Raw genomic sequence first — 24,304 nt, forward strand, 5'->3', positions numbered from 1 at the left:
CTCGGCGGGCCTCCGATCTACGTCGAAAAGCGTGGCCATCCGATGCTGCGCCGCCGCCATTTCGTCGCCGAGATCGGGCCGCAAGAGCGGGACGAGTGGCTGCTCTGCTTCACCCGGGCGCTTGAGGAAACCATCGAGCATCCAAAACTCAGGCAGATCATCCTCGACCCGATCACCCGTCTCGCCCTTCATATGCAAAACAAGGAATGACCATGTCGCACAGCGGATTTCGCGCAACGACGCTATTTGTTGCCGGCTTGATGGGCCTGACCGGCGTTGTCAGCGCGGCCGCCGCTTCGCATGGCGAAGACTCGCGGCTGCTTGCCGGCATTTCGGCGATGTGCCTCGCCCACGCCCCGGCATTGGTAGCGCTTTACGCAGCCTGGCCACACTTTCGAACCGCAGCCGTTGCCGCGCTCCTGATCGCAGCCGGAACAGCGCTGTTCTCGGCGGACCTTGCCATGCGCCATGTTGCGGGCCACGGCCTCTTCCCGATGTCCGCTCCACTTGGTGGCACGACGATCATGGCAGGCTGGCTCGCCGTTTCGCTCGGCGCCTTCCTGCCGAAGAAGACGGCCTGACACAAAAACAATTCGCCTCCCGGAGAGATCCATCCGGGAGGCGAATGACACGCGAAATCAGGATCATATCTCAGCGCTAGCGCGCGGATCAGGCGCCTTCGACGGCCGAAAAACCCTCGAACTTCGGCGGACCGAGATACATCGCTTTGTTCTCACCGGCATTCTTGTGCGCCGCACGGAAGTTGTCCGACTTCGTCCAGGCGGAAAACGAATCCCTGTCCTTCCAGACCGAGTTCGAGACGAAGAGCGTGTAGCCCTCCTCCGGCACGCTGTCGCCGCGCAAGAGGTGGAAGGAAACGAAGCCGGGCATTTCCGAAAGGCTGGAATCCCGCCCCTTCCATACGGCCTCGAAAGCCTCTTCGTGGCCGACGGCAATACGGAAACGGTTCATGGCAACAAACATCAGGAACTCCTAGGCGCTTTCTTTTTTTCGGGCGGCGTCGTTGGCGGCACGCGGAAAGGCGAGGATAGTTCCTTCCTTCGGCTCCACAAGCCCGAGCGGGTCGCGCACCGGCGGGCGGGCCTGCCAGGTGGGGAACTCCGCGACATTGGCATTCTCTTCCACCATGCGCGCCCGTCGCGTCAGGATCTCGTAGAGTTCAGGCACCAGGCCGTCGCCCTGCTGGGCGGCCAGCTTGTGCAAGCCGATCATCATGGCAAGGTCGGGACGTTCTTCGTTCATTGCAAATTCTCGTCTGGTCTTGGGAGGATTACCGCTCGTTGCGGCTGGTGGTCAGGTCCTGAAGCGCGCGCTCCAGGCTCGACTTCGAGCCGTTGCGCAGCGGCACGAAGGCCTTGCCCCACTTCTTGCAGCCAGTCTTCACGCGAAGACATGCGTCGTGGCTGATGCAGTCGATGGGGCAGAAGACACAGTCGACGGACGGCAACACCCGGTCGATGCGCGATACGGCCTCGCGCAGGCCCCCATCGTGGTGCAGCAGTTCGGCGCCGAAGGAGCTGGCGATTTCGCGCAAGTGCGCCACCTGGCAATCACGGCCGCCGACATAGAGGAAGCTGCGCCCTTCGAGCGTCGCCTTGCCGGCCTCCTGGCGGGGCTCGACCGGTTCCGAACCGGAGCGACCCTTGCCGTTCTTCGCCGCATTCTGGTGACGCTTGCCGCGCATGCAATCTTCTCCGCCTGGTCGCGCGACAAGGGCCTTCGTCAGGCAGCCGGTCGCATCGGGAAATCCTCTCGACACACACCCTTCGGCTGCGTGACGAGGGCAACCTATTAAACTTGATAAACAGAGTAAAGTATAAACATGAGTTTTCTAATCATATTTTTTTCTTGCAGCTTCTGCGCGAATTCTGCCGCAAGAGGAGAAGATCAGCGGACGCTCGCAACCATCGGCACGATGAAGGATTCGGAGCTTGGCGCTCCGGCCGGAAACGCCGGGAATGGCGCAGCGCGGCGAACCGCATCGATGGCAGCCTCATCGATCGCCGGCGAGCCGGAACTGCTCGCGAGGCTGACACGCGTCAGGTTTCCATTCGATGTCAGCGTGAAACGAACGGTCGCCGTGCCGGATACACCGTCGCGCCGTGCGGCGGCCGGAACCTTGAACCGGCGCGTGATCCGCTTGCGGATCTTGCCGCCGTAATTCTCCATGTTGGCGTTGCCGACCTCGGACGCGCGGCTGTTGCCATTTGCTGCGGATGAACTGCCATTCTCCTGGCCGTCCTGCTTACCCTTGACCTGGTTCTGCGCCTGCTCACCCTGGTCGCCCGCTTTCTTGCGGGTCACCTTCTTCTTTTTCACCGGCTCCTTCTTCGGCTCCGGTTTTTCGACCTTTTCCTTCTTCGGCTCCTCGGGCTTTTCTTCCGGCACGACGGTCTCGACCGGCGCGACGCTCGCCGTCACCACCGCCTCGGCAACCTGCAGGGTAGGCATTTCCTCGGCCGGCAGGATCACGTCCGCCTCGGTCGCCGTCAGATCGTGGGGCTGCTCTGCAGCGATCTCCTGCGTGGGGGCGACATCCTCGACCGGCTGGATCTCGGCGGGCTGAACCTCCTCGGGCAGATCGTCCGTGGGCTCGACGACATCGGACACTTCGCCCGATTGCAGCGTTTCCTCGAAAGCATCGCCAAGGAGCGCCACTTCGACGCTTTCGCCGCCCTGGATCAGATCCAGTTGCGTCTCGGGCGGGTTGCCGCCGAACAGCGTCGCGAGCACGACGCCATGTGTTGCAAGCGATAAGACGGCGGCCCCGGTCCAGATGACGATACGCTTCATTGCAGCCTTACCTTCGTCGCACCAGGGCGACGCAAACCTCATGCTCGGATTGCCGGACGCGCTCAGCCCCCGTCCCGCTCACCCCTTGAGTTCGACCGACGACTTGGAGCCGGTCTTGATCCCACTCATGCACGCACCCGGCTGAACGCCGTCGCCGACACAGGCCGGCGCATCGTTGATCAGCAGGCTCTTCACCGCATCACAATTGGTGCCGGGCAGATCGAACTGGCGAACCTTGGTCTTGCCGGCGGGAAGATCACGGAAATCGAGCACGGCCATGCGCTCGACCAGCCCCTTCTGATCGAAGATCACAAACTCGAAGGAAACCTTGCTCAACGACTGCGCAAATTCGTTGCCGGCAACGAAGGTGAGCTTGCAACCCTTCTGCGACGGCGCCACCTCGTTGAGCTCGATCGTCAGCCCCCCGGCCGCTGCGGTCTCCTGCGCCTTGGCGGCGGTTGCGGCAACGAGAGCCGCAAGAGCAACGGAAACAATCGGAAGGCTGGGAAACTTCATGACGACACCACTCCAAAGGATCGAGCACACCACCGAACGCCGGCCGCACGCCCTTGTCCACAAGCCGGCAGCAACTAACTTGAGTTTATAAGTCCGGTATTGCGTCCATAAATAAATATGAGTAATGAAGTCAAGATAGTAATCGAATTGCACGGCGGGAAATGCGGGGAAATCAGCGCGGCCTGCCCACTCGAAACGGCCGAAACACAGTGACCAACGACAACAATCTCGCACGCCCCTCGGAGCTTCCGGTGCTGACCGGACGGGCGCAAAGGATCATCGAAAGTCGCGAGCTCTTCGGCACCGAAAACGAGATTCTCATTTCCCACGACGGCGCGATCTACCGCATGAAGATCACCCGTCAAGGCAAGCTGATCCTGAACAAATAGGCAGATGAAAATGACCGAGAGCCTTCGCCCCACTCCTTCCGAAATCCGCGCCTACCGCGCCGAAAACCCGAAGATGCGCGAGCGTGATATCGCAGCCCAGCTCGGCGTTTCCGAAGCCGCGCTGGTTGCTGCCGAATGTGGGCTGACGGCCGTGCGCATCGATGCCGACGCCAACCGCTTCCTGTCGCGCGTCGAGGAACTCGGCGAAGTCATGGCGCTGACCCGAAACGAGAGCGCCGTTCACGAAAAGATCGGTGTCTACGAGAAGATCACCACCGGCGAGATGGCAAGCATCGTGCTTGGCGAGCAAATCGACCTTCGCGTTTTCCCGAGCGCCTGGGCACACGCCTTTGCCGTGACGAAGAAGGACGACAAGGGCGAAGTGCGCAAGAGCCTGCAGTTCTTCGACAAGTGGGGCAACGCCGTACACAAGGTGCACCTGCGCGCCGCATCGAACGACGCGGCCTATGAAAAGATCGTCGCGGACTTCCGCCTGGACGACCAAACGCAGGCGTTTGTCGCCGACACCAGCGTTCAGCCGACGGACGACAAGCCTGAAACCGTCGTCGACGTCGTCGAATTGCGTGACCGCTGGACGAAAATGACGGACACCCACCAGTTCCACGGCATTCTGCGCAAGCTGAAGATCGGTCGCCGCCAGGCGCTGAGCAACATCGGCGACGATTTCGCCTGGCAGCTCGATCCGCAGAGCGTCGAAGCGATGATGCAGGCGAGCGCCGAAGTCGAACTGCCGATCATGTGTTTTGTCGGCAACCGCGGCATGATCCAGATCCATTCCGGCCCGATCGAAAAGATCGCGACGATGGGCCCCTGGCTCAACATCATGGATCCGACCTTCCACCTGCACCTGCGCACCGACCACATCGCCGAGCTTTGGGCCGTGCGCAAGCCGACGGCCGACGGCCATGTCACCTCGATCGAGGCGCTCGACGCCAAGGGCGAGATGATCATCCAGTTCTTCGGCAAGCGCAAAGAGGGTCTGGCCGAGCGTCCGGAATGGCGCTCGATCGCCGAGGGCCTGCCGCGCCTCGATACGACGGTCGCCGCCTGAGCGAGAGAATAGGATACGCAAGATGATCAACGGTCTCGACTTCCGTCGCCTTCGCCGCTCGGGCCTGGCGCTCGGCGCCTTCGCCCTTTCGGCGACATTCCTGCTGCCGGCGGTGGCACCCGATGCCCCCGCCTTCATCCGGGCGGCCATGGCCGAGGATGCGCAGAAGGCCGACGTCTCGCGTGTCGTTTCGGTCGGCGGCGCCGTCACCGAGATCATCTATGCGCTCGGCGAAGAGGGCCGTCTCGTCGGGCGTGATTCCACCAGCACCTATCCGGAAGCGGCAAAGACGCTTCCGGACGTCGGCTATATGCGCCAGCTCGCGCCCGAAGGCATCATCGCCGTCAACCCGAGCGCCATCGTCGCCGTCGAAGGCAGCGGCCCGCCGGAGGCGCTGGCCGTGCTGAAGGGGGCCAACATTGCCTTCACCAGCGTGCCGGAGACCTTCGACAAGGGTGGCATTCCCGCCAAGATCCGTGCCGTTGGCGCCTTCCTCGGCGTCGAGGACAAGGCCGAAACGCTCGCCAAGAGCGTCGAAGCCGATCTCGATGCGGCCGTGGCCGAGGGTTCCGCGCGTGCAGACAGCGAGCGCAAGCGCGTGCTCTTCATCTTGAGCACCCAGGGCGGCAAGGTCATGGCCTCCGGTCAGGGTACCGCCGCCAACGGCATCATCGAACTCGCCGGCGCGGTGAACGCCGTTGGCACCTTCCCCGGCTACAAGGCGCTCAGCGACGAAGCGATCGTCGAAGCCAAGCCCGACGTCATCCTGATGATGGATCGCGGCGGCGAACACTCCGCCAAGGCGGAAGAACTCTTCGCCATGCCGGCGTTGAGCCTGACCCCTGCGGCCAAGAACAAGGCGCTCGTGCGCATGGACGGGCTGCACCTGCTCGGCTTCGGCCCGCGCACGGCAAGCGCCGTTCGCGAACTGAATGCCGCCATCTACGGGAAGAAGGCCAATGCCTCGCAGTGAGGCATTGGACCGCGGCATGCGCCTGACCGGATTGGCCGCCGACATCCGCGACGAATGGCGTGCGGGCAATCGCTCGCGGCTCGCCCGGCTTCTCGTCGTCGCCCTAGCGGTCATCGCCATCGCCACCTTCGTCGGCTCGATCATGACCGGTGCGGCCGACGCGTCGCTCGCCAATGTCTGGCGCTGGCTGATCGGCGAGGCCGACCAGGCCTTGAGCATCCGCGACCGCATCATCATTCTCGATATCCGGCTGCCGCGCGCCGTGCTCGGCATGCTCGTCGGCGCGTCGCTCGCGGTTTCCGGCGTGGTCATGCAGGGGCTGTTCCGCAATCCTCTGGCAGATCCCGGCCTCGTCGGCGTTTCCTCGGGCGCAAGCCTAGGCGCCGTGCTGCTGATCGTGCTTGGCACCACCACCTTCGGGCCGTTGTTTGCCCTGTTCGGTTTCTATGCGCTGCCGGTCGCCGCCTTCTTCGGCGGCCTCGTCACGACGCTTTTGCTCTACCGCATTGCCACGCGCGGCGGACAGACCTCGATCGCCACCCTGCTTCTGGCCGGCATCGCGCTTGGTGCGCTGACCGGCGCCGTCACCGGCGTGCTGGTGTTCATGGCCGACGACAAGCAGTTGCGCGACCTCACCTTCTGGGGCCTCGGGTCGCTGGCCGGCGCCAACTGGACGAAGATCCTGGCATCGGCGCCGATCATCCTGCTTTCCCTCGCCGTCACGCCGTTCCTTGCCCGCGGCCTCAACGCGATCACGCTTGGCGAGGCGGCAGCCTTCCATATGGGCATTCCTGTCCAGCGGCTGAAGAACGTCGCGATCGTCAGTGTTGCTGCGGCGACCGGCGCGTCGGTTGCCGTCAGCGGCGGCATTGGCTTCGTCGGCATCGTCGTGCCGCACCTGCTGCGCCTCGTCATCGGCCCCGATCACCGCTACCTTCTGCCGGCCTCGGCTCTGCTCGGCGGGACGCTTCTGATCCTTGCCGACATGATCGCCCGCACCATCGTTACCCCGGCGGAGCTGCCGATCGGCATCGTCACCGCTTTTATCGGCGCACCGTTCTTCCTCTGGATCCTGCTGCGCGGCCGTTCGAACATGGGATTGTGAGCAAAGCCATGATCAACGTTTCCAATCTCTCCGTCCGCCTCGGCGGGCGACCGGTCCTCCACGGCGTTTCGCTTGACGCACGACCTGGCGCGCTGACGGCGATCGTGGGCCCGAACGGCTGCGGCAAGACCACGACGCTGAAGGCCATTTCCGGAGAGCTTGCGCCAGCGGGCGGGACGATCCGCATCAACGGCCGTGACCTGCGCGGCCTGAAGCCCTGGGAGCTCGCGTCGATGCGTGGCGTGCTGCCGCAATCGACCGTCATCTCCTTCCCGTTCACGGTGCGCGAAGTGGTTCGGCTCGGACTTGCCGCAGGCGCAAACGCCGACGCAGCGCTGCACGACCGGATCGCTGCGGAAGCGCTCGAAGCGGTCGATCTCGGTGGTTTTGCCGGGCGCTTCTACCAGGAACTGTCCGGTGGCGAGCAACAGCGCGTGCAGCTTGCCCGCGTGCTTTGCCAGATCTCGGAACCCGTTGCCGATGGCGAGCCGCGGTATCTCTTGCTCGACGAGCCCGTTTCCAGCCTCGATATCCGCCACCAGCTCGGCATCATGCAGCTTGCGCGCAACTTTTGCGAACGCGGCGGCGGTGTGGTCGCCGTCATGCATGACCTCAATCTCACCGCCATGTTCGCCGACCATATGGTCATGATGAAGGCCGGCAAGGTCCGCGCCAGCGGCGCGCCTGCCGAGGTGCTGACGGACGAGACGATGGAAGCGGTCTTCGGCTGCCGCATGCGGGTGGGCGTCGCGCCGCCCGCACCCGTGCCCTTCGTGCTGCCGCAAACCGCATCGCTCTGACGCGAGCGCACGCCCGGATTCTTCCGAGAGCCAACACCAAGATTTATCGAAACAATTTCCGCACTTGCGCGTTGTCTTCCCGAAGCGCCGGCGCAGGCCTGCAGTTGTGCCCGCCGGTTTGATCAGGAAGCGCCGACCGTTCGCGGCCGGCGCATGTGTGAAAGGGAGTATTCGTCATGGCGTCAGGCCTCTTCTCCGGTTCGAGCTCGCGTTCGACAAAAAGCAACGGCAAGCTCGCCGACATCTCCATCGAGGAACAACTGGGCGAACTGCGCAATGATGTGGCGACGCTCGTCGCCCTCCTGGCCGATCGCGGATCGACGGCTTCGCAACAGGCCCGCAGCAAGGCGCAGGACGCCCGCGAGCAGGCCGAAGCGGGCCTCAGCGAGCTGTTGGCAAGCGGTGAAGATCTGCTGGCCGAGCTTCGCGATCGCTACGCCGGCACGGAAAAGCAGGTTCGGCACGCCGTGCGCGAGCATCCCGTTGCCACCCTCGGTGCCGCCGCCCTGATCGGTCTGGCGATCGCCGCTCTTCTTCGTCGCTGACGACGATGCGAGCCGTTAAGGCGGATGGGTGCAACCCATCCGCTGAGATCGAGGGGCAGATGACCGGGGGCAATTCATGGGACCATTGACTGCAGCCCTGACCGCGCTGATGAGCGCCGATATCGGCGCGGCCACTGCGCGCGTGAAACGCAACGCGATCCTGTGGGGCATCATGGGATTGCTGCTTGCCACAGCTTATGTCTTCGGCCTCGCGGCCACATTCCTCTATCTCAGCGAAGTGTACAGTCCGGTCACGGCCTCCGTCGCGATCGCGATCGCGTTTTTCGTGACCGCGCTGGTGCTGTTCGGCATCATGGCGATGCTGCAAGGTCGCGACCGCCGCCTGGCCGAAGAACGTCGCCGACGCAGACAAGTGCAAACCAACCTGACACTGCTTGCCGCCGCGGGCATTCTGCGCAAACAACCGCTGCTGGCTGTCGCTACCGCACTTGCGATCGGAGCACTGGTCGGAACCGGCAAACGGCGCGAGCGCCGGCGCGACGACTGACGATCAAGCACGGGCTTCCCAGCCCGTTTTCGAACTTTCCCCGCTCCGAAGACCGTTGGTGTCTGGCCGGAGAAGCTTGCGCGCTTGCGTCGGTTGCGATCAACGCCTTAAAGCGGCAGGCGGATAAGCGCGGTAACGCCGGCTGGCAGATACTCCACCTTGACCGAGCTGCCCAAGACCTTATCGAGGCTCCGCTCGATCAGGATCGAGCCGAAGCCGCGCCGCTTCGGCTCGCGCACCGGCGGCCCGCCGACTTCGGTCCAGGTGAGATGCAGAACGCTTTCGCCATCCTCGATCATGTTGCGCGCCGTCAGAACGACCTTCCCCTTCGGCACCGACAGCGACCCGTATTTGACGGCATTGGTGGCAAGCTCGTGCAGAACCAGACCGAGGCCGACCGCCTGGTCAGGCCCGAGCGATATCTCGTCCTTGTGGATCTCGATCTGCTCGGCATAGCAATTGACATGCGGCAGCAGCTGCTTGGCGATGAGGTCGGCAAGCCGGATCGTGCCCCATTCATGGTCGGAAAGCAGCCCGTGCGCTTCGGAGATCGCCTGCAAACGGCCGGCAAAGGCGGTCATGAATTCCGCCGGATCGCTCGTCTGGCGCAATGTCTGGCGGGCAAGCGACTGCAGCATCGCGAGCGTATTCTTGACCCTATGGTTGAGCTCCTTCAGCAACAGCCGGGTGCGCTGCACCGACGCCTGCTGGTCGGTGACATCGATGGTGACGCCGATGAACGTCAACGGATTGCCCTTGCTGTCACGATCATGCACGCGGCCGCGCCCGAGCAGCCAGCGGCCGGTGTCGCCGACACGGAACATGCCGTCGTACTCATCATCGGCCTTCATCGCCTGGCGCAGCTTTGAAAAGGTCGCGCCGCGATCGTCGATATGAATCGCTCCGAAGATCTCGCGGGCGCCGACGAAACTGTCGGCCGGCAAGCCGAACATGCGTTTCATCGCGCTGTTGCCGGCAATGGCCCCGGAGCGGATGTCCCACAGCCAGCTGCCGATGTTCGCCGCTTCGAGCGCCATGGCGTGGCGCTGCTCCTCGCGTGACAGCGCCGCCTCTTTCAGCGCGCGCCGGCGCGCTTCGTCCTTGATCTTGAAGAGGGAAGCAGCAAGCCCGGCGAGCCGCCCCAGCTGGTCCATCAGCGCCTGCGGCACGTCGGCGCGCGGCTTGTCGTCGAGAACGCAGACCGTGCCGACTGCCTGCCCCTCGAGCATGATCGGCGCGCCGGCATAAAACCGCAGGAACGGCGGGCCGACCACCCGCGAGCGCCGCATGAACCGCGGATCAGTCGATGCGTCGAGCACGACAAGGCTGGCACCCGCCTCGGCCGCCACCTGCACGCAAAAGGACTCCTCCGACGACGCCCGGCTCTCCGTGGTTCCGACCGCCGCCTTGAACCACTGCCATTCGCGATCGATCAAGGTTACCAGCGCAATCGGCGCCTCGAAGAGGCCGGCCGCAATTTCAACGATGCCATCGAAATCCCGGTCCGGCACCGCCATGTCGGGCACGGTCGCGTGCAGGACGCTCAGACGCTCGGGCGCGTCGAGCAGCCTCGTGACGGGCGGGTCTGTCCTTTCAGTCCTCATGCGCATTCGGTCTCAATTCCCAATCTGAGCGGGCTGGGGAGCCCCTTGAGAGCTGCACCCGCATCTCGCTCGGTTCTGGGCATATCGACCCAAAATCGTCATGATTGCGCTCTTCCCTCTCGGGCGCAAGCGTCAGTGAAAGCAGGACACCGTCGCTTTTGCAACGGTGTCCAGTTCGAAACTTCCTCAGGAAACGAAGGCGCGCGACGTGATCGGGGCCGACGTCTCGTCGGGGCCGTAGTCGTTTTCGCCCTTCACCTGAAGAATATCCTGCAAGCGCTGGCGCGCGCGGTTGACGCGGCTCTTGATCGTTCCGAGCGCGCAGCCGCAGATCGTGGCCGCTTCCTCGTAGGAAAAGCCGGAGGCGCCCACGAGGATGATGGCTTCGCGCTGGTCGGGCGGCAGCATCTCGAGCGCCTTGCGGAAATCCTGCAGGTCCAGCGAACCATATTGCTCGGGATGATGGGCAAGCGACTCGGTGAAATGCCCGTCGCTGTCCTGAACCTCGCGTCCGCGCTTGCGCATTTGGCTATAGAGCTCGTTGCGCAGGATGGTGAAGAGCCAGGCCTTCATGTTGGTGCCCATCTCGAAGTGATCCTGCTTCGCCCAGGCCTTCATGATGGTATCCTGGACCAGGTCGTCGGCGCGATCGTGACGGCCGATCAACGACATGGCGAAGGCACGAAGGCTCGGCAACGCGGCCAGCATCTCACGTTTGAAATCATTATTTTCGGATGACATTCCGGTACTCACTCCCTGCCCTGCAGCGCCGATTGCTGCTCGGCCGCGTCGAGTTTTTCCAGAAGATCGAGAAAACGCGCGGGTATCGCCTCTTCCTGCACGGACTGATAGAGCGCCTTCAGCTTCGCTGCAATTTGCGCATTTGGATCTTCTGTCCATAAGGTCGTGCCGGTGGTCCGCCCTGCCCCTGTTTTATGTTTCATTTTCAAACTGTCGCCTTCAACTGTCCGTAATCGCCAAAACTGTCCTTAGCCGCCATAACGCCGCTGAAAATTGAAATGTTCCCTCGCGGAACCTTTTTTTACGAAGAGCGTTCTCGCAACGTCACCGTAAAACGATTTTCGAGGGAGTTCCTCTATGACATTGTCCACGCGGATCGCACCGCTCCTGCCGTACCTGCGCCGCTATTCACGCGCGCTGACCGGCTCGCAGACATCAGGCGACGCCTATGTGGCCGCCGTTCTCGAAGCGCTGATCGCCGACACGTCGATTTTCCCCGAAGCAAGCAATGACCGCGTTGGCCTGTTCCGCCTGTTCACCTCGCTCTTCGGATCTTCGTCCGTGCTCGTCCCGGAACCGGTCTCACCCTTTGCCTGGGAGCAGCGCGCATCGATCAATCTGGCAACCGTCTCGCCTCTTGCCCGCCAGGCATTCCTTCTGGTCTCGGTCGAAGGCTTCCGGCCCGAGGAAGCGGCCGAAGTTCTCGACGTCAGCACCGACAAGGTCGGCGGCCTGCTCGATCGCGCCTCGCAGGAAATCTCGCGCCAGGTTGCAACCGACATCATGATCATCGAGGATGAACCGCTGATCGCCATCGACATCGAACAGATGGTCGAAAGCCTCGGCCATCGCGTCACCGGCATCGCCCGCACGCGCGACGAAGCAATCGCACTCTACAAGAAGACACGGCCCAGCATGGTGCTTGCCGATATCCAGCTTGCCGACGGCAGCTCCGGCATCGACGCGGTCAACGACATCCTGAAGACGAGCGCCATTCCGGTGATCTTCATCACCGCCTTCCCGGAGCGGCTCCTGACCGGCGAACGGCCGGAACCGACCTTCCTGGTCACCAAGCCGTTCAATCCGGACATGGTCAAGGCGCTGATCAGCCAGGCTCTGTTCTTCAACGAATCCACCAAGGCGGCGGCCTGAGCGCGACTGCATGTTTCCCTCGACTGTAAAGGTCGAGGGGGCATGCAGCCAATCAAGATCCTGCAGCGGCTCCGCGTCTTCCGGCGTGTGGCCGCTGCAGGTCGTTTTGGGAGCTGGTTCGGCAAGATTGCCGGAACGTCCCGACGAGAAATCTCTGACCTGACATCGGCAATTTCATCACTCGCCCTGCGCGGTGACCGGCGGCTTGTTCCCGTCGCGCGTCACCAGATGCTGTCAGATTTCTCGCAAGAGACAGCCACCTGAAAACACAACAGCCAGTGCCGAGGGAAGGCACTGGCTGGTATGTGCAACTCACTCGGGGAGTGTGAGTTGTAGGCCGGCGGTCTGCCTCCGGCGCCGCATTGGGGGCTATGCGCGCCACCGTCCGGTCAACAACAAAATGCGCGACACGGAAAAAGGTTCCACGGCCCCGCAACAAGCTTTTCGGCTGCAGCCGTCACTCCATTTTGTCGAGCTCGTCACGGTGGCGATAGAGCGCCAGGAAGCGGCGATAGTCGCGATCATAGGCGTCGCGAACCGCCGCGTTCGGCAGGCGCTCGTGCCCACCCGACGCCATTTCGGCGCCGGCTGCGGCGAGATCCGCATGCATGCCGCCGGCAACTGCTGCCGCCATCGCCGTACCGAGCAGGACGGCATCCGGCGCCTCCGGCGCCACAACCCGGCAGCCGGTGACGTCGCAATAGAGTTCCATGAGCAGCGCGTTGCGGACATGGCCGCCGGTGACGTGCAGCGTGTCGAGCTGGTAGCCGACCTCCCGCATCATCTCCAGGATGTGGCGGATGCCGAGCGCGATCGCGACGCAAGTGCGCCAGTAGAGACGGCAGAGCGCGTCGAAGGAGGAATCGAGCGGCAGACCGCTGATGACGCCGAGGCCGTGCGGGTCGGCGAGCGGCGAGCGGTTGCCGTGAAAATCGGGCAGCACATGCAGCCGCTCGGCAAAGGTCACGCCCTGCTCGGCGCGCAGTTCCTGCACCCGCGCGATGATCCGGCCATGGGTTTCGGCGGTTGGCTCAAGGCCTCCGCCATGCAGCCGCACGATATGATCGAGCAGCGCGCCGGTCGCCGACTGTCCGCCCTCGATCAGCCAAGCGCCGGGCAGCACCGCTTCGTAGTACGGCCCCCACATGCCGAAGCCCGGCTTCATGTCCTTGGAAAAGGCGACGATGCAACTCGACGTGCCGGCAATCAGCGCCAGCTGTCTTTCGAGCTTCTCCGGCTTGCCGATGAAGCCGCCGACAACACCGAGCGCGCCGGCATAGGCGTCAATCATGCCGGGCGCCACCTGGCAGGCCTCGTCGAGGCCAAGCTCGGCAGCGGCTGCAGCGCTCAGGTGGCCGACGGAGCTTCCGATCGGCAGGGTTTCTTCCGGCAGGCCGCCGCGCTCGATGAGATCCTCGAGCCCGATCTTTGCGAGATAGTCCGGCTGCCAGCCGCGCTTCTCATGCGCCAGGTAATTCCATTTGGCCGTCAGCGTGCAGCGCGAGCGCGCAGCACTGCCGGTCGCCCGCCAGGAAAGATAGTCGGCAAGATCGAAGAAGAAGCCGGCCTTCTGCCATTGCTGCGGCAGGTTCCGCTTCAGCCACATGAGCTTCGGCATTTCCATTTCCGGCGACATCACGCGGCCGGAGAAGTCGAGTACCGGATGACCGGTCGCCGTGCAGAAATCCGCCTCGGCGAGCGCCCGGTGGTCGAGCCAGACGATCGTGTCCCAGCGCGCCTCGCCCTTGCGGTTGACCGAAAGCGGCTTGCCCTCACGGTCGCGCACCACCAGCGAGCAGGTGGCGTCGAAGCCGATCGCCGCAATATCCTCCGCAGCGATCCCGGCCTTTTCCTTCGCCGCTTTGACGGCGCCGCAGACGGCGCGCCAGATATCTTCGGAATCGTGCTCGGCGTGGTTTTCTTCCGGCCGGTTCATGGCGATCGGCAGGTCGGCGCGCGCAAGCAACCTGCCCTTGCCGTCAAAAATACCGGCGCGCGCACTGCCGGTACCGACATCGACCGCAACGACGAATTCACGCATCAAAGAAAGTCCCCGCCCCCAAGATCACGCTGATTTAGGATCTGCCAGACCCCGTCACAACCGTGATCGATTGTCATGAAGGAGAGCGGACGTGCAGGCGGAAAACCGCGCACATGTTCCTCGTCCCGCTCCCGTTTCGTCCCTGCTGCTACCGGCCGACAAACTGTAACAATTCGCCCATGTCGTCAAACAGCACATCGGGACTGAGGGCGGCAAGACTCTGCCGATGCTTGTCGGTACGCGCATGGCTGCCGCCGGCAAAGGCGAAGACCCGCATGCCCGCCGCCTTCGCCGCCTCTATCCCGGCCGGGCTGTCCTCGATGACGACACAGTCGTGAGGTTCGAAGCCCATCTGGCGGCTCGCGTGGAGAAAGAGATCCGGCGCCGGCTTGCCGTGTTTCACCATGGTGGCGGAGAAGATGTTGGGCTCGAAGAGATCGATGAGCCCGGTGACGGTCAGCGACAGGCGGATGCGCTCGGGTTGGCTGGACGAAGCGACGCAGCAGGCGCCCTTCAGGCCTTCGACGGCGCCCCGGATGCCGGCGATCGGCTGCAGCTCGGTGCGAAAACGGTCGTAAAGGCGAAGGCGCATGCCTTCCAGAAACGCATCGTCGGTCGCAAGCCCGTATTCGTCATGCAGGGTCGCCGACATGCTTTTGAGGCTGCGTCCGAGAAAGCGTTCGGTCGCCTCCTCGGTGGTCATCGAGACGCCGGCGGCCGAGAGCACGTCTACCAGCACCTCCAGCGAGATCGGCTCGCTATCGACGAGCACCCCGTCGCAATCGAAGATCACCAACCCCGACGCCGCATCCGCCATCGCACTTCATCCCTCAAGCTTGCCGTCCAGATAAAGCTGGAGCGTAGCGCGCGTACCCTTTTCCCAGAGGGTTTTCAATGCATGGGCGAAACGACGACGGAAGAGATCGGAGCGCGCGACGTCGCCGAAGATGTCGCCAAGCGCCAGGAAGGCCATGGGATCGTCCTTGGCGGCAAGCGCCGCCCTGTTCAGCCGGTCGGCGCTTTGGTCGTTGAAGGCGATCGTCTTGCCGCTGTCCGACGTGCCGGCGAAGTATCGGCACCACAGCGCAGAGACGAGCGACAGCCCGACGACATCCTCGCCGCGCGCCAGCCGATCGGCGGTCGAGGGCAGGATGAATTTCGGCTGGCGGTTGGAGCCGTCCTGCGCCAACCGCGGGATCGTGTCGCCGATCTTCGGATTGGAAAAACGCGTCTCGATCAGCTTGTAGTAATCGCCGAGATCGGTGTTCGGCACTGGCGGAATGACCGGGATGATCTCGTCATGCTCGAGCTTGGCAAGGAAGGCGCGGATCAGCGGCTCCTCCATCGCCTCGTGGACGAAATGAATGTCGAGAAGAGCGGCGGGGTAAGCGATCGCCGCATGGCCGCCATTGAGGATGCGGATCTTCATGTGCTCGTAGGGCGCGACATCAGGCACGAACTGGACGCCGACCTTCTCCAGCGCCGGGCGACCGAGCGGGAAATGGTCCTCAAGCACCCACTGCTTGAATTCCTCGCAAAACACCGGCCAGGCATCCTCGATGCCGTAGTCGTCGGCAACGATGCCGATCTCGCGCGCGCCGGTTGCCGGCGTGATGCGGTCGACCATGCCGTTCGGGAAAGCGACGTTGGCGTCGATCCAGTCGGCGAAGGCCGGATCATGGAGGCGGGCAAGCCCGGACACTGCCGCATGGGTAACCTCGCCATTGCCCGGAATGTTGTCGCAGGACATCACGGTGAACGGCGGCACGTTCCTGTCCCGGCGCGCCTTCAGGCCGGCGACGATCAGTCCGAACACGGTCTTGGGAGCGGCCGGGTTCCGCGCATCGGCGACGATGTCCGGATGGGTCGGGTTGAACACGCCCGAGGCCGGATCGATGAAGTAGCCGCCTTCGGTGATCGTCAAGGAGACGATGCGGATCGAGGGATCGGCGAGCCTGGCGACGATCCCGGCGACGTCACCCGGTTCCAGATAGTCGATCATTGCGCCGGTCACATGGGCGCCTGTGCGGTTGTTGTCCTGCTCGACGACGGTCGTCAGGAAATCCTGCGCGGCAAGCTTGGCGCGCATTGTCGCGTCGGAGGGAAGGACGCCGGCGCCGATGATGGCCCAGTCCCTGTCGAAGCCGGCGTTGAAGAGATCATCGAGATAGACGGCCTGGTGCGCCCGGTGGAAGTTGCCGACGCCGAAATGCACGATGCCCGCCGTCAGTTGCGATCGGTCATAGGCCGGCACGCCGGCTTTGGCCTTGATCGTGTCGAGGGCGGCAGTTGAGAGTTTGGTCGTCATGATCCCGTATCCTTTCGAGGCTTCACCGGCTGACGCCGGTTCAGCTCATCCAGTTGCCGCCGTCGACGTTGTAGGTCTGCGAGACGACGTAGTCGCTCTCGGCTGACGCGAGGAAGATCGCCATGCCCGTCAGGTCCTCGGCCGTTCCCATCCGGCCGAAGGGCACCTCTGCGCCGACGAGCTTCTTCTTTTCGCCGCGCGGACGGTTCTCGTATTTTGCGAACAGCGCATCGACGCCGTCCCAGTGTTCGCCATCGACCACACCGGGCGCGATCGCGTTGACGTTGATGCCGTGATTGATGAGGTTGAGGCCGGCCGACTGGGTGAGGCTGATGACCGCCGCCTTGGTGGCGCAATAGATCGCGACCAGCGCTTCGCCGCGGCGTCCGGCCTGGCTCGCCATGTTGATGATCTTGCCGCCGCGCCCTTGCACGATCATCTGCTTTGCGGCCGCCTGCATGGTGAACAGCGTTCCAGCGACATTGATCGAAAACAGCCGGTCGTAGCTGTCGCGGGTGATCTCGACGATCGGCGCCAGGTCGAAGAGCGCGGCATTGTTGACGAGAATGTCGAGCCCGCCCGTTTCCTTGACGACCGCGGCGATCGCCGCATCAATGGACGCCTGGCTAGTGACGTCCATCTTGACCGCATAGGCGCCGGCACCGATTTCGGAGGCCGTCTGCCGCGCCCGCTCGATGTTGATGTCGGCGATCGCGACCGTGGCGCCCTCGCGGATATAGGCCTCCGCAAAGGCACGACCGATCCCCCGCGCGGACCCGGTGATCAGCGCGCTCTTTCCTTCAAGACGTTTCATCGAACTGCCAGCCCCTTTTCATCGAACCTGTGGACGCGCTGCGGATCGGGCGTCAGGAAGACGCGGTCGCCGTGGGTCACCGCGAAGTCACCGCTGACGCGTGCCGTCACCGTGCCGACATTGTCGACATTGACATGCAGGAAGGTGTCGGAGCCGAGATGTTCGGCGACACCGACCGTGCCCTGCCAGGTTCCGCTTTCCTTTGAAAGCGCCAGGTGTTCGGGACGAATGCCCATCGTATGCGCCTGATAGGCGGAAGCCGCCGCACCGCTGACGATGTTCATGCGCGGCGAGCCGATGAAGCCGGCAACGAACAGATTGTCAGGCTTGTGGTAGAGGTCGAGCGGCGAGCCGACCTGCTCTATGCGGCCGCGGTTCAGCACCACGATCTTGTCGGCCATGGTCATGGCCTCCACCTGGTCGTGGGTGACGTAGATCATCGTCGTCTTCAGGTCCTGGTGCAGCTGGCTGATTTCCAGCCGCATGTTGACGCGCAGCGCCGCGTCGAGGTTCGACAGTGGCTCGTCAAAGAGAAACGCCTTCGGCTGGCGAACGATCGCCCGGCCGATCGCCACGCGCTGGCGCTGGCCGCCGGAAAGTTGCCGTGGCTTGCGGTCGAGATAGTCGGTGAGGTTCAGCACGCGGGCTGCATCCGACACCTTCTTGTCGATGACGGCCTTGTCTTCGCCCGCCATCTTCAGCGGAAAGGCGATGTTGGAACGCACGCTCATATGCGGATAGAGCGCGTAGGACTGGAACACCATCGAGAGACCGCGCTGGGCCGGCGGCAGTTCGGTGGCGTTCTTGCCGTCGATGACGATATCGCCGTCACTGACGTCTTCCAGGCCGGCGATCAGCCGGAGCAGCGTCGACTTCCCGCAACCGGACGGGCCGACGAAGACGACGAACTCGCCATTGTTGATGTCGAGGTCGATCGAGGGGATGACGGCATGGGCGCCGAAGACCTTCGAAACCTTGCTGAGTGTAATGCTTCCCATTGTCGTATCCCTTATTTGACCGCGCCGAAGGTAAGGCCGCGCACGAGCTGCTTCTGCGAGAACCAGCCGAGTATGAGGATGGGGGCGATCGCCATGGTCGAGGCGGCCGAAAGCTTGGCGTAGAACAGGCCTTCGGGGCTCGAATAGGAGGCGATGAAGGCTGTCAGCGGCGCCGCCTTGGCGGCACTGAGGTTCAGCGTCCAGAACGCCTCGTTCCAGGCGAGGATGATGTTCAAGAGCAGCGTCGAGGCAATGCCGGGGATCGCCATCGGCGTCAGCACATAGATGATCTCCTTGGAGAGCGAGGCGCCATCCATGCGGGCCGCTTCGAGAATCTCGCCCGGGATCTCCTTGAAGTAGGTGTAGAGCATCCAGATGATGATCGGCAGGTTGATCAGCGTCAGCACGATCACGAGGCCGGTGCGGGTGTCGAGCAGGCCGGTGTTGCGGAACAACAGATACATCGGCACCAGCACGCCGACCGACGGCATCATCTTGGTGGACAGCATCCACATGAGCACGTCCTTGGTGCGCTTGGTCGGCGAGAACGCCATCGCCCAGGCGGACGGGATGGCGATGATCAGGCCGATCAGCGTCGAGCCGAAGGAGACGACGACCGAGTTCATGAAGTGCAGGAAGTAGTTCGAGCGGCTCTGCACCTCGTGATAGTTCTCCGTCGTCCAGTCGAAGAAGAACAGCGACGGCGGCGAAGCGATCGCCTCGGCCTCGGTCTTGAAGCTCGTCAGGAACGTCCAGAGGATCGGGAAGAAGATCAGGATGCCGATCGTCCAGGCGACGACGGTGACGACGATCTTTCTTTGGGTGGAGACGTTGCGTGCCATGGTTCTCAAGCCTCCAGCGTCTTGCCGATCATGCGCATCAGGAAGAATGCGACAATGTTGGCGAGGATGACCGCGATGATGCCGCCAGCCGAAGCACCACCCACGTCGAACTGCAGCAGAGCCTGCGCATAGACGAGGAAGGTCAGGTTGGTGCTCTGCGTGCCCGGGCCGCCATTGGTGGTGACCAGGATTTCGGCAAAGACCGAGAGCAGGAAGATCGTCTGGATGAGAATGACGACCGTGATCGCGCGGGAAAGATGCGGCAGCACCAGGTAGATGAAGCGGCTCCAGGCGCCGGCGCCGTCCATCTGGGCTGCTTCCTTCTGCTCCTCGTCGAGCGACTGCAGTGCCGTCAGAAGGATGAGCGTCGCAAAGGGCAGCCATTGCCAGGCGACGATCAGGATAACCGACATCAACGGCGCATTGGCGAGGAAGTCGAAGGGCTGCAGCCCGAAGAGCTTGGCGATCCAGGCAAAGAGCCCGTTGACCGGGTTCATGAACATGTTCTTCCAGACGAGCGCTGCCACCGTCGGCATGATCAGGAAGGGAGCAATGACGAGGATGCGCACAATCCCCTGCCCGAACATCGGCTGGTCGAGAAGCAGCGCAAGTGCGATGCCGCCGACGACGGTGATGAACAAGACGCCGAGCACGATCGCCAGCGTGTTGAAGATCGCCTGGAAGAAAGCAGGATCGGTCAGGAAGTATTTGTAGTTCGTGAAGCCGGTGAACTCTTCCATGCCCGGCATCAACAGATTGTAGCGCAGGAACGAGAAATAGATCGTCATGGCCAGGGGAACGATCATCCAGGCCAGAAGCAGAAGCACCGAAGGCGCGATCATCAGCCGCGCGGCGGAGCGTGTGTGCAAGGTCGCCATGGCGTCCCCCAAATGATGGAATTCAACGCGTGTTCGAGAGCTCGGACCGGGCGCGCGGGGCTCGCCGCGCGCGCCGCGGAAAATCCTCCAGGAGAGCTGCCCGGAGGAGAATTACCGGGGCGCCGGCCATTCGCGGCCAGCACCCCGGGCCCTTGGGAGCCTCACTTGATGTAGCCAGCCTTGGTCATCTCACGCTCGGTGAGCTGCTGGGCGCTGGCAAGCGCCTGGTCGACGCTCATCTGTCCGGCAAGCGCTGCCGAGAACTGCTGGCCGACCGCCGTGCCGAGACCCTGGAATTCCGGGATCGCCACGAACTGCACGCCGACATAGGGAACCGGCTTGACCGCCGGGTTCTTCGGATCGGCCGCGTTGATCGAGTCGAGCGTCATCTTCGCGAACGGTGCCGCCTTCTGGTACTCGGGGTTGGCGTAGAGCGAGGTGCGCGTGCCCGGAGGCACGTTCGCCCAGCCTTCCTTGTCGGCGACCAGCTTCAGGTAGTCCTTGCCGGTTGCCCAGGAGATGAACTTCTCGGCCGAGGCGACTTTCTGCGAGCCGGCGGGGATCGCGAGGTTCCAGGCCCAGAGCCAGTTGCCGCGCTTGCCAAGACCGGTGTCGGGAGCAAGCGCAAAGCCGACCTTGTCGGCAACGGTCGATTCCTTCGGATTTGTGACGAAGGACGCAGCCACCGTCGCGTCGATCCACATGCCGCACTTGCCCGTCTGGAACAGCGACAGGTTCTCGTTGAAGCCGTTCGAGGATGCGCCGGGCGGTCCGGCGTCGTTCATCAGCTTGACGTAGAAGTCGAGCGCGTTCTTCCATTCGGGCTGGTCGAACTGCGGCTTCCAGTTTTCGTCGAACCAGCGGGCGCCGAAGGCGTTTGCGGTCGCCGTCAGGAAGGCCATGTTCTCGCCCCAGCCGGCCTTGCCGCGCAGGCAGATGCCGTAGACTTCGGCGTTCTTGTCAGTGATCTTGCGCGCCGCGTCGGCGATGAAGTCCCAGGTCGGCGCGTCGGGCATCGTCAGCCCGGCCTTTTCGAACAGGTCCTTGCGATACATCACCATCGAGCTTTCGCCGTAGAAGGGTGCTGCATAGAGCTTGCCGTCGATGGTGAGGCCCGAGCGGATTGCCGGCAGCAGGTCGTCGACATCGTAGTCGGCGCCGAGATTGTCGAGCGGCAGCAGCCAGCCCTGCTTCGCCCAGATCGGCACTTCATAGGTGCCGATCGTCATGATGTCGTACTGGCCGCCCTTGGTGGCGATATCGGTCGTCACGCGCTGGCGCAGCACGTTTTCCTCAAGCGTTACCCACTCGAGCTGAATGTCCGGATTCTTGGACGTGAAATCTTCCGTCAGCTTCTGCATCCGGATCATGTCGCCGTTGTTCACGGTCGCGATCGTCAGGGTTTCTGCTTGGGCCAGACCCGACAGTGCGACTGCCGAGCACGTGCCCAGCAGGAAAGTTCTCAAGTTCATCGACTTCCTCCCAGAAGAAATTGAGCATTTGCCTCGCTCATGGGCAATTACTCACTTCTCGTGACAAAATGTCAATGTGCAATCGTTGCTGCGCTGCACACGGGAACATTAGAAGATTGTTTTGACTGCCGATTTTTTCGTTACGCAAATGCGAAAGGCCGGCGCATCGGCCGGCCTTTTCAAACGTTTCGCATTACGCTCAAGCGTTGAGCAGATAGCTCGCAGTCGCCTCATCGGTGATAAGGCCGTTGATGATGCCGCCCTTTACCGCCGCCCTCAGCGCCTCATATTTGCGCCGGCCCTTGGCAAGCCCGATCACCGAGGCCTTGTCGCGCGGCGGCAAGGGAACGGAGGCGACGCGCTCGTTGAAGCTGCCCGAGAGCAACGCGCCGTCATGATCGAACATCCAGCCGCAGATCTCGCCCGCAGCACCCGCCTTGGTCAGGCCGGCCATCTCCTCTTGCGCCAGAAACCCGTCCTGGCAGAGCGGTGCATCGGGCCCGAGTTCGCCGACACCGACGAAGGCGACATTGGCCTCGGCGCCGAGCTTGAGCGCCACCTGCACCAGGCTCTGGCTGTGCAGCACCTCGCGCTCCTCGGCCGAAGCGGCAAGCACCGGCAGCGGCATCGGAAAATGCCGCGCCTTGACCGCATCGGCCATGCTGAAGATGACGTTGTAATAGGCGGCCGAACCGTCGAGGCCGATATTGCCGGTGAGCGAAACGATCCGGTGCTGCGGACATTCCATCGGCGGCAACTGGTCGACCGCCGCCTTCAGCGTGCGGCCGGTACCGATCGCCAGCACCTGCGGCTCCGGCGATTTCAGCCAGCGCTCGATCTCGGCAGCACCCGCCTCCGCGATGCCGACGGTCGTCGAGGTCGAGCCCGGATCGCTCGGCACCACCTCCACATGTTTCAGCCCGTATTTGTCGCGAAGACCTGCCGCCGCTTCCAGGCAGGCCGCGATCGGATGGTCGAGCCGGACCTTGATCAGCCGCTCGGACATGGCGAGCGAAACCAGCCGCTGCGCCGACTGGCGCGAGATCCCCATGACGGTCGCGATCTCGTCCTGGGTTCGGCCGGCGACATAGTATAGCCAGCCAGCCCGGGCAGCATCGTCAAGCCTGTTGTTCGCCTCGCCCCTGCGCGCCATCGCTGTTCTCCGTTCCCCCATGATCTGCTGCCACTATTGCCCCGCGCTGTCAAACATCGGCCAAGAACAAGGGCTTGGCAGGTCTGCTCCAAAGCCCGGGAGCACAAGGCTTTTTGCCCGTTTCGGCCCCAAATTTTTACCGTTTGATAAAAAAATAAAGCGTGTTACCGTTCCATCATCCTGAGAAAACATTGGGAGCCAAAAATGGGAACGACACAATCTGGGATCCTCGGCGGCCGCCTGCCGCTCGGGGAGTACGAGAGCAATTTCTCCGACCTGCATCCGCCGCTCGACAAGCACGAGGCCCTCGTCGCTTCCGACCGCTGTTATTTCTGTCATGACGCGCCGTGCATGACGGCCTGTCCCACCTCCATCGATATCCCGCTGTTCATTCGGCAGATATCGACGGGCAATCCGATCGGATCGGCCAAGACGATCTTCGATCAGAATATTCTCGGCGGCATGTGCGCCCGCGTCTGTCCCACCGAGACGCTCTGCGAACAGGCCTGCGTTCGCAACGCCGCCGAGGAGCGCCCGGTCGAGATCGGCCGCCTGCAGCGCTATGCGACCGACGTGGCGATGAAGGAAAACAAGCAGTTCTACACCCGCGCGGAAAGCTCCGGCCATAAGGTCGCCGTCGTCGGCGCCGGCCCGGCCGGTCTTGCTGCCGCCCATCGGCTCGCCATCAAGGGCCACGACGTCGTGATCTACGATGCCCGTCCGAAGTCCGGCGGCCTCAACGAATACGGCATTGCCGCCTACAAGTCGGTCGATGACTTCGCCCAGAAGGAAGTCGACTACGTGCTGGCGATCGGCGGCATCGAAGTGCGCCATGGGCAGGCACTCGGCCGCGAATTCACCCTTGCCGACCTCTCGGAGCAATATGACGGCGTCTTCCTCGGCCTCGGCCTCGCCGGCGTCAACGCGTTGCGCCTCGAAGGTGAAAATGCCGAAGGCGTTGACGACGCCGTCGACTTCATCGCAGCGCTTCGCCAGTCGAAGACCAAGGCCGACATTGCGGTCGGGCGCCGCGTCGTCGTTCTCGGCGGCGGCATGACCGCCATCGACGCGGCGGTGCAAGCCAAGTTGCTCGGCGCCGAAGAGGTGACGATCTGCTATCGCCGCGGCAAGGAACACATGAACGCCTCCGAGTTCGAACAGGACCTGGCGGCCTCCAAGGGCGTCACTATCCGCCATTGGCTGCAGCCCAAGCGCATCGCCGAGAAGGACGGCAAGGTCGCCGGCATCGAGCTGGAATATACGACGCTTGAAGACGGAAAGCTGACGGCAACCGGGGAAACCGGTATCATTGCCGCCGACCAGATCTTCAAGGCGATCGGCCAGAGCTTCCTCGGCGCCGGCCTCGGCGCGCTGCAGCTCGAAGGCGGCCGGATCGTTGCCGACGCCGAAGGGCGCACGTCGCTCCCCAACGTCTGGGCCGGCGGCGACTGTGTGCTCGGCGGTGAAGACCTCACGGTCTCGGCCGTCGCCATGGGCCGCGACGCGGCTGAATCGATCAATCGGGCCTTCGCCGCGGCTCAGCCGCGCGCGAGCGCAGTTGCCTAAGGGATCGGGAGGA

The 24,304-nt window shown here is 63.4% G+C and carries 28 protein-coding genes and 1 pseudogene; 12 read left to right on the top strand and 17 right to left on the bottom strand.

Annotated features, from left to right (window positions below):
- Window positions 1–210: pseudogene (locus L981_RS21205) on the top strand (globin); the annotation flags it as partial.
- 2 nt (window positions 211–212) lie between these two features.
- Complete coding sequence (locus L981_RS21210) at window positions 213–581, top strand: DUF423 domain-containing protein (RefSeq protein WP_043620790.1); 369 nt, start codon at window positions 213–215, stop codon at window positions 579–581.
- Window positions 582–669: 88 nt separating this feature from the next.
- On the opposite strand, the gene L981_RS21215 is transcribed toward L981_RS21210, so the two are convergent.
- The 5 genes from L981_RS21215 to L981_RS21235 all read right to left on the bottom strand — a co-directional run bounded on the left by L981_RS21215 (window position 670) and on the right by L981_RS21235 (window position 3,330).
- Window positions 670–984, bottom strand: a complete 315-nt coding sequence (locus tag L981_RS21215; RefSeq protein WP_043620682.1) for an antibiotic biosynthesis monooxygenase — start codon at window positions 982–984, stop codon at window positions 670–672.
- Between the two features lie 9 nt (window positions 985–993).
- Window positions 994–1,263, bottom strand: a complete 270-nt coding sequence (locus L981_RS21220; RefSeq protein ID WP_043620684.1) for a hypothetical protein — start codon at window positions 1,261–1,263, stop codon at window positions 994–996.
- 28 nt (window positions 1,264–1,291) lie between these two features.
- On the bottom strand, window positions 1,292–1,705 hold the full coding sequence (locus tag L981_RS21225; protein ID WP_043620688.1) for a DUF2325 domain-containing protein: 414 nt from the start codon (window positions 1,703–1,705) through the stop codon (window positions 1,292–1,294).
- A 203-nt stretch (window positions 1,706–1,908) separates the two neighbouring features.
- On the bottom strand, window positions 1,909–2,814 hold the full coding sequence (locus L981_RS21230) for an energy transducer TonB (RefSeq protein WP_043620691.1): 906 nt from the start codon (window positions 2,812–2,814) through the stop codon (window positions 1,909–1,911).
- Between the two features lie 78 nt (window positions 2,815–2,892).
- On the bottom strand, window positions 2,893–3,330 hold the full coding sequence (locus tag L981_RS21235; protein WP_043620694.1) for a hypothetical protein: 438 nt from the start codon (window positions 3,328–3,330) through the stop codon (window positions 2,893–2,895).
- A gap of 251 nt (window positions 3,331–3,581) precedes the next feature.
- On the opposite strand from L981_RS21235, the gene hemP reads away from it, so the two are divergent.
- The 7 genes from hemP to L981_RS21270 all read left to right on the top strand — a co-directional run bounded on the left by hemP (window position 3,582) and on the right by L981_RS21270 (window position 8,722).
- Window positions 3,582–3,719: a hemin uptake protein HemP gene (gene hemP, locus L981_RS21240; RefSeq protein WP_034794249.1), complete on the top strand. Its 138-nt coding sequence runs from the start codon at window positions 3,582–3,584 to the stop codon at window positions 3,717–3,719.
- Between the two features lie 10 nt (window positions 3,720–3,729).
- Window positions 3,730–4,791: a hemin-degrading factor gene (locus tag L981_RS21245; RefSeq protein WP_043620792.1), complete on the top strand. Its 1,062-nt coding sequence runs from the start codon at window positions 3,730–3,732 to the stop codon at window positions 4,789–4,791.
- Between the two features lie 22 nt (window positions 4,792–4,813).
- On the top strand, window positions 4,814–5,764 hold the full coding sequence (locus L981_RS21250; RefSeq protein ID WP_043620697.1) for a hemin ABC transporter substrate-binding protein: 951 nt from the start codon (window positions 4,814–4,816) through the stop codon (window positions 5,762–5,764).
- Window positions 5,751–6,869, top strand: a complete 1,119-nt coding sequence (locus L981_RS21255) for an iron ABC transporter permease (RefSeq protein WP_043620700.1) — start codon at window positions 5,751–5,753, stop codon at window positions 6,867–6,869. The genes L981_RS21250 and L981_RS21255 overlap by 14 nt, the downstream gene beginning before the upstream one ends.
- A gap of 8 nt (window positions 6,870–6,877) precedes the next feature.
- Window positions 6,878–7,669: a heme ABC transporter ATP-binding protein gene (locus L981_RS21260; protein ID WP_043620703.1), complete on the top strand. Its 792-nt coding sequence runs from the start codon at window positions 6,878–6,880 to the stop codon at window positions 7,667–7,669.
- Window positions 7,670–7,845: 176 nt separating this feature from the next.
- Window positions 7,846–8,214: a DUF883 family protein gene (locus tag L981_RS21265; RefSeq protein ID WP_034794036.1), complete on the top strand. Its 369-nt coding sequence runs from the start codon at window positions 7,846–7,848 to the stop codon at window positions 8,212–8,214.
- Window positions 8,215–8,290: 76 nt separating this feature from the next.
- On the top strand, window positions 8,291–8,722 hold the full coding sequence (locus L981_RS21270; RefSeq protein ID WP_043620707.1) for a hypothetical protein: 432 nt from the start codon (window positions 8,291–8,293) through the stop codon (window positions 8,720–8,722).
- A gap of 107 nt (window positions 8,723–8,829) precedes the next feature.
- Here the strand turns inward: L981_RS21270 and L981_RS21275 are convergent, their stop codons facing one another.
- The 3 genes from L981_RS21275 to L981_RS21285 form a co-directional block, all read right to left on the bottom strand.
- Window positions 8,830–10,332, bottom strand: coding sequence for a sensor histidine kinase (locus L981_RS21275; RefSeq protein WP_043620710.1), 1,503 nt, complete (start codon window positions 10,330–10,332; stop codon window positions 8,830–8,832).
- Window positions 10,333–10,512: 180 nt separating this feature from the next.
- Window positions 10,513–11,067, bottom strand: coding sequence for an RNA polymerase sigma factor (locus tag L981_RS21280; RefSeq protein WP_043620713.1), 555 nt, complete (start codon window positions 11,065–11,067; stop codon window positions 10,513–10,515).
- An 8-nt stretch (window positions 11,068–11,075) separates the two neighbouring features.
- The gene (locus L981_RS21285; protein ID WP_034794063.1) at window positions 11,076–11,270 is read right to left on the bottom strand and encodes a NepR family anti-sigma factor; all 195 of its coding nucleotides are present in this window, start codon (window positions 11,268–11,270) and stop codon (window positions 11,076–11,078) included.
- Window positions 11,271–11,424: 154 nt separating this feature from the next.
- Here L981_RS21285 and L981_RS21290 point away from each other — a divergent pair, with 154 nt between their 5' ends.
- Window positions 11,425–12,219: a response regulator gene (locus L981_RS21290; protein ID WP_043620716.1), complete on the top strand. Its 795-nt coding sequence runs from the start codon at window positions 11,425–11,427 to the stop codon at window positions 12,217–12,219.
- A 42-nt stretch (window positions 12,220–12,261) separates the two neighbouring features.
- Window positions 12,262–12,483 carry a hypothetical protein gene (locus tag L981_RS34650; RefSeq protein ID WP_156134182.1) on the top strand — a complete coding sequence of 74 codons (222 nt, stop codon included), beginning with the start codon at window positions 12,262–12,264 and terminating at the stop codon, window positions 12,481–12,483.
- Window positions 12,484–12,676: 193 nt separating this feature from the next.
- Here the strand turns inward: L981_RS34650 and L981_RS21295 are convergent, their stop codons facing one another.
- The 9 genes from L981_RS21295 to L981_RS21335 form a co-directional block, all read right to left on the bottom strand.
- The gene (locus L981_RS21295) at window positions 12,677–14,260 is read right to left on the bottom strand and encodes an FGGY-family carbohydrate kinase (protein WP_043620719.1); all 1,584 of its coding nucleotides are present in this window, start codon (window positions 14,258–14,260) and stop codon (window positions 12,677–12,679) included.
- A gap of 148 nt (window positions 14,261–14,408) precedes the next feature.
- A complete protein-coding gene (locus L981_RS21300) occupies window positions 14,409–15,077 on the bottom strand; it encodes an HAD family phosphatase (RefSeq protein ID WP_043620722.1) in 669 nt (222 codons plus the stop codon).
- Between the two features lie 6 nt (window positions 15,078–15,083).
- Window positions 15,084–16,568, bottom strand: coding sequence for a mannitol dehydrogenase family protein (locus tag L981_RS21305; protein WP_043620725.1), 1,485 nt, complete (start codon window positions 16,566–16,568; stop codon window positions 15,084–15,086).
- A 40-nt stretch (window positions 16,569–16,608) separates the two neighbouring features.
- Window positions 16,609–17,382, bottom strand: coding sequence for an L-iditol 2-dehydrogenase (locus tag L981_RS21310; RefSeq protein WP_043620728.1), 774 nt, complete (start codon window positions 17,380–17,382; stop codon window positions 16,609–16,611).
- The gene (locus L981_RS21315; RefSeq protein ID WP_034794095.1) at window positions 17,379–18,380 is read right to left on the bottom strand and encodes an ABC transporter ATP-binding protein; all 1,002 of its coding nucleotides are present in this window, start codon (window positions 18,378–18,380) and stop codon (window positions 17,379–17,381) included. Before L981_RS21315 ends, L981_RS21310 begins: the two co-directional genes overlap by 4 nt.
- Before the next feature lie 11 nt (window positions 18,381–18,391).
- Window positions 18,392–19,222: a carbohydrate ABC transporter permease gene (locus tag L981_RS21320; protein ID WP_034794097.1), complete on the bottom strand. Its 831-nt coding sequence runs from the start codon at window positions 19,220–19,222 to the stop codon at window positions 18,392–18,394.
- Between the two features lie 5 nt (window positions 19,223–19,227).
- Complete coding sequence (locus L981_RS21325; RefSeq protein ID WP_043620731.1) at window positions 19,228–20,100, bottom strand: carbohydrate ABC transporter permease; 873 nt, start codon at window positions 20,098–20,100, stop codon at window positions 19,228–19,230.
- A gap of 161 nt (window positions 20,101–20,261) precedes the next feature.
- The gene (locus L981_RS21330; RefSeq protein ID WP_043620732.1) at window positions 20,262–21,572 is read right to left on the bottom strand and encodes a sugar ABC transporter substrate-binding protein; all 1,311 of its coding nucleotides are present in this window, start codon (window positions 21,570–21,572) and stop codon (window positions 20,262–20,264) included.
- A 199-nt stretch (window positions 21,573–21,771) separates the two neighbouring features.
- Complete coding sequence (locus tag L981_RS21335) at window positions 21,772–22,725, bottom strand: sugar-binding transcriptional regulator (protein WP_043620734.1); 954 nt, start codon at window positions 22,723–22,725, stop codon at window positions 21,772–21,774.
- 204 nt (window positions 22,726–22,929) lie between these two features.
- Here L981_RS21335 and L981_RS21340 point away from each other — a divergent pair, with 204 nt between their 5' ends.
- Window positions 22,930–24,291, top strand: a complete 1,362-nt coding sequence (locus tag L981_RS21340) for an NAD(P)-dependent oxidoreductase (protein ID WP_043620736.1) — start codon at window positions 22,930–22,932, stop codon at window positions 24,289–24,291.
- Window positions 24,292–24,304: the final 13 nt, after the last annotated feature.

Origin of the sequence: Ensifer sp. ZNC0028 (assembly GCF_000799055.1) — a bacterium.
Classification (GTDB): Bacteria; Pseudomonadota; Alphaproteobacteria; order Rhizobiales; family Rhizobiaceae; genus Ensifer.

Excerpts from the sequence above, each read along its gene's own strand:
- L981_RS21215 (WP_043620682.1), bottom strand. The coding sequence starts at position 984 with ATGTTTGTTGCCATGAACCGTTTCCGTATTGCCGTCGGCCACGAAGAG.
- L981_RS21325 (WP_043620731.1), bottom strand. The coding sequence starts at position 20,100 with ATGGCGACCTTGCACACACGCTCCGCCGCGCGGCTGATGATCGCGCCT.
- L981_RS21300 (WP_043620722.1), bottom strand. The coding sequence starts at position 15,077 with ATGGCGGATGCGGCGTCGGGGTTGGTGATCTTCGATTGCGACGGGGTG.
- L981_RS21305 (WP_043620725.1), bottom strand. The coding sequence starts at position 16,568 with ATGACGACCAAACTCTCAACTGCCGCCCTCGACACGATCAAGGCCAAA.
- L981_RS21280 (WP_043620713.1), bottom strand. The coding sequence starts at position 11,067 with ATGTCATCCGAAAATAATGATTTCAAACGTGAGATGCTGGCCGCGTTG.
- L981_RS21235 (WP_043620694.1), bottom strand. The coding sequence starts at position 3,330 with ATGAAGTTTCCCAGCCTTCCGATTGTTTCCGTTGCTCTTGCGGCTCTC.
- L981_RS21330 (WP_043620732.1), bottom strand. The coding sequence starts at position 21,572 with ATGAACTTGAGAACTTTCCTGCTGGGCACGTGCTCGGCAGTCGCACTG.
- L981_RS21230 (WP_043620691.1), bottom strand. The coding sequence starts at position 2,814 with ATGAAGCGTATCGTCATCTGGACCGGGGCCGCCGTCTTATCGCTTGCA.
- L981_RS34650 (WP_156134182.1), top strand. The coding sequence starts at position 12,262 with ATGCAGCCAATCAAGATCCTGCAGCGGCTCCGCGTCTTCCGGCGTGTG.
- L981_RS21250 (WP_043620697.1), top strand. The coding sequence starts at position 4,814 with ATGATCAACGGTCTCGACTTCCGTCGCCTTCGCCGCTCGGGCCTGGCG.
- L981_RS21310 (WP_043620728.1), bottom strand. The coding sequence starts at position 17,382 with ATGAAACGTCTTGAAGGAAAGAGCGCGCTGATCACCGGGTCCGCGCGG.
- L981_RS21260 (WP_043620703.1), top strand. The coding sequence starts at position 6,878 with ATGATCAACGTTTCCAATCTCTCCGTCCGCCTCGGCGGGCGACCGGTC.
- L981_RS21275 (WP_043620710.1), bottom strand. The coding sequence starts at position 10,332 with ATGCGCATGAGGACTGAAAGGACAGACCCGCCCGTCACGAGGCTGCTC.
- L981_RS21285 (WP_034794063.1), bottom strand. The coding sequence starts at position 11,270 with ATGAAACATAAAACAGGGGCAGGGCGGACCACCGGCACGACCTTATGG.
- L981_RS21295 (WP_043620719.1), bottom strand. The coding sequence starts at position 14,260 with ATGCGTGAATTCGTCGTTGCGGTCGATGTCGGTACCGGCAGTGCGCGC.
- L981_RS21220 (WP_043620684.1), bottom strand. The coding sequence starts at position 1,263 with ATGAACGAAGAACGTCCCGACCTTGCCATGATGATCGGCTTGCACAAG.
- L981_RS21340 (WP_043620736.1), top strand. The coding sequence starts at position 22,930 with ATGGGAACGACACAATCTGGGATCCTCGGCGGCCGCCTGCCGCTCGGG.
- L981_RS21315 (WP_034794095.1), bottom strand. The coding sequence starts at position 18,380 with ATGGGAAGCATTACACTCAGCAAGGTTTCGAAGGTCTTCGGCGCCCAT.
- L981_RS21290 (WP_043620716.1), top strand. The coding sequence starts at position 11,425 with ATGACATTGTCCACGCGGATCGCACCGCTCCTGCCGTACCTGCGCCGC.
- L981_RS21265 (WP_034794036.1), top strand. The coding sequence starts at position 7,846 with ATGGCGTCAGGCCTCTTCTCCGGTTCGAGCTCGCGTTCGACAAAAAGC.
- L981_RS21270 (WP_043620707.1), top strand. The coding sequence starts at position 8,291 with ATGGGACCATTGACTGCAGCCCTGACCGCGCTGATGAGCGCCGATATC.
- L981_RS21255 (WP_043620700.1), top strand. The coding sequence starts at position 5,751 with ATGCCTCGCAGTGAGGCATTGGACCGCGGCATGCGCCTGACCGGATTG.
- L981_RS21245 (WP_043620792.1), top strand. The coding sequence starts at position 3,730 with ATGACCGAGAGCCTTCGCCCCACTCCTTCCGAAATCCGCGCCTACCGC.
- L981_RS21210 (WP_043620790.1), top strand. The coding sequence starts at position 213 with ATGTCGCACAGCGGATTTCGCGCAACGACGCTATTTGTTGCCGGCTTG.
- L981_RS21335 (WP_043620734.1), bottom strand. The coding sequence starts at position 22,725 with ATGGCGCGCAGGGGCGAGGCGAACAACAGGCTTGACGATGCTGCCCGG.
- L981_RS21225 (WP_043620688.1), bottom strand. The coding sequence starts at position 1,705 with ATGCGCGGCAAGCGTCACCAGAATGCGGCGAAGAACGGCAAGGGTCGC.
- L981_RS21320 (WP_034794097.1), bottom strand. The coding sequence starts at position 19,222 with ATGGCACGCAACGTCTCCACCCAAAGAAAGATCGTCGTCACCGTCGTC.